The organism is Maritimibacter dapengensis, assembly GCF_019218265.1.
GTDB classification, from domain to species: Bacteria; Pseudomonadota; Alphaproteobacteria; order Rhodobacterales; family Rhodobacteraceae; genus Maritimibacter; species Maritimibacter dapengensis.
Genome location: NZ_JAHUZE010000015.1, coordinates 1 through 2,697 on the forward strand (window position 1 = coordinate 1; position 2,697 = coordinate 2,697).

The window sequence follows — 2,697 nt, forward strand, 5'->3', positions numbered from 1 at the left end:
TCGATTACATCGCCCGGCAGCGCGCGAAAAGCATAGGCGCGATGGCAGTGGAATCTCATAATTAAGGGCAAAAAATATCCCCGAACGCGTCGTGTCTCAGATTTAAGGGCAACGCGACACCGGGTGAGCCCTTTCCGTCGGAGCTCAGTCTTGCCGAGAAACTTGGGGTCAACAGGTCCACCGTGCGCGAGGGGATCCGTCAGCTCGAAGCCGACGGGCTGGTCCGGCGTTCGGGACGCCGGCGACTTTTCGTGTCGATCCCGGACACGTCGCAGATCGCGCCGCGCGCCACCGATGCCATGGTCCTGTCACGCATTACGTTCCTCGAACTCTGGGAGGTGTGTCGTGAGGTCGAACCGCTTTCGGCGAGACTGGCGGCAATCCACCGGACAGAAGATCAATTGGTTCCGCTGCGGGCAAACCTGATCGAATTCCGGGATGCGATGGAAACAGGACGGGCGGATTACGAGATCGACCTCGCGTTTCACGCATTGATTGCGGAGGCGAGCAACAATGTCGCGCTTCTACTGACCCGTTTCCCGATCGGGCAGTTGCTTTTTCCGGCCTCGCGGCACCTCAAACCGGTGCTCGAGCAGGCCCGGCCGCGCGAGATGGCAGCGCATGAAAAGATCTTCGACGCCGTCGAGCGGCAGGATCCGGACGAGGCCGAGCTTTGGATGGCGCGGCACGTCGCGGACCTCAAACGTGGTTGGGACCTCGTCGGCTTGCCCTACGATTTCGAGATCAATCCCTTCGTCTCCACATAATGACACGATAGGCATTCCAAGCGTGCCCTAGATTACGAAAAAGCCGGCGCGGGGAGGTCTCGCGCCGGTCGTCATCCGATGTGTCTGTCGGTCGCCTGAATTCCTACTGGCGATGCTGATCCGGTAGTCTGTCTTGCTGACGCGCAACGTCGAGCTCCTGTCAGGCTAGGGGCGGGGTCCACCCAGGTGGGCAGACCCCGCGACGGGTTACTGGCTCGGCGTCCAGGGGCGGTTGTACGCCCCCACGCGCCAGTCGCCAAATTCGACGAAGCGGGCGTCGGATCCCGTCTCCAGCGCGGCGGCTGCCGTGTTCAGTGCCTCGGGCGTGACCTCTGGCCAGGTGCCGGTCTCGATCCGTTCGGCCAGAATTTCAACGATCACGCTGCTTTCTGCGGCCGTGAAGTCGCAGTGCCCGGTCCCCTGAACGAGGGCCTGCCGATAGTGGTCGGTGGTGCCGGCCTGTTCAACCAGCGCCTCGTACCCCTGCATCAGCGAATAGGGGATGGCCCAGTCTCCCAGCATGTGGATCCGTATGGCGGGCACTTCGAGCTCTCCGGTCGTGGTGCGTCCGTCCCCGGCCCAGAAGTCGAGCGCATAGTCCGACGCCGCAATCCGGGGTTCGGCGTCAATCGTCGCAAGGTCGGCCTGAAGGTCCAGCCCGGCTTCGGCATAAAGCGCCTCGACCAGCTGTTTCATCGCCGGTGCGGCGTTGGCGTAGAACGCGGCGTAGTCGACGCCTTCGTTTCCGGACAACTGCTGACCCAATGCCGCATTTTCGAAGGCCAGCCGATAGGTGCCGCCGACATGGCCGGCATTACGCATCGCCGATTTTACCACCATGTCAGCCATCGCGGCGGTATCGGACGTGTCGGGCAGGTCGGTTCCCTCGACCATCCAGGGCGACCACTGACCAATGGCAAAGGCGAGCGCCAGACGGGCGCGACCTTCGGGCGTCTTGCCCGCGTTTTCGATAGCGCTCTTCCACGACGCTCGGATTGCGTCAAGGTTACGATCGCCGCCCGCGCCTGCGTTCGGCAGACCAGCGACCGTCAGATCCGAGGCCTGGCCCAGGCCCTGTGCCACGAAATCTTCCGCCAGCAGCGCCCGCATCGCGAACCAACCGTCCAGAAAACTGTTCATGATCCAGACCGGTGTATGGGCCGCAAGCACCACCGAGCCGTCAATCTTGTCGGGGTAATCTTCGGCCGAGGCGAGGCTGTCCAGACCGCCGCCGGAGCATCCGTATTGCATCACCATGTCGGGCTCGCTTTCGAGCTGGGTGAAGGTGTCCTGAACGGTCTGGAGGTTCAGGATCTCGCGCTGCGGGTCGTATTGCCAGAAATTCACGGGATGGCGCGCCGTACCGGCAAAGGCATAGCCGCGCGCCAGCAGATCATCATAGCGGGGCGCCCAGCCCGGGAGATGGTTCCAGCCGGCGAAATCGAGATCACGCAGCAGGCGGCCGTTCCAGTTCTCGGGGACGCGGATGAGCCAGGAAGTGCCGTCGGGCAGAACGCCACTGTGCTCGCGGTATGGGGTTTTGTCCTGTGCCGAGACAGGAACAGCAAGGCTGGCCGCAAGCGCTAGGCAAAGCATCTTCTGCCCCGCCCGATATGAAAATCGAAACATGGTTCTCCTCCAGGTTGTGTTTTGGATGGCGCAGAGCTCCTCTCGTCCCGCCATCCTGTCAATAAACGTAGATGGCTAAATTTATGAGTGTCAAGTTCATATTTGCGTAAGGTCAAAGCGTTTTTTTTTTCGAAATTGCGCCAATGCACAACTGCTGATCGGCTCCGGACGTCAGACACAAGTGTGAACCGGCATGCAAGATTGACCCCTGTATTGGGGTAATCGGCGTCCAAAAGTGACCCCCCTGATATTTCTGTTCAGAAGCTTCCTCAAAGGATTGAGGGAGCGATTTGGGGATGTT

Annotated in this window: 3 protein-coding genes; 1 reads left to right on the forward strand and 2 read right to left on the reverse strand. The window is 61.3% G+C overall.

The window, feature by feature from the left end:
* Positions 1–74 precede the first annotated feature (74 nt).
* Positions 75–767, forward strand: a complete 693-nt coding sequence (locus KJP28_RS19800) for a FadR/GntR family transcriptional regulator (protein WP_336245367.1) — start codon at positions 75–77, stop codon at positions 765–767.
* A gap of 207 nt (positions 768–974) precedes the next feature.
* Here the strand turns inward: KJP28_RS19800 and KJP28_RS19805 are convergent, their stop codons facing one another.
* On the reverse strand, positions 975–2,396 hold the full coding sequence (locus KJP28_RS19805) for a hypothetical protein (RefSeq protein ID WP_255552498.1): 1,422 nt from the start codon (positions 2,394–2,396) through the stop codon (positions 975–977).
* Between the two features lie 112 nt (positions 2,397–2,508).
* A partial coding sequence (locus tag KJP28_RS19810) for a hypothetical protein (protein WP_218394107.1) occupies positions 2,509–2,697 on the reverse strand: 189 nt, incomplete at its 5' end.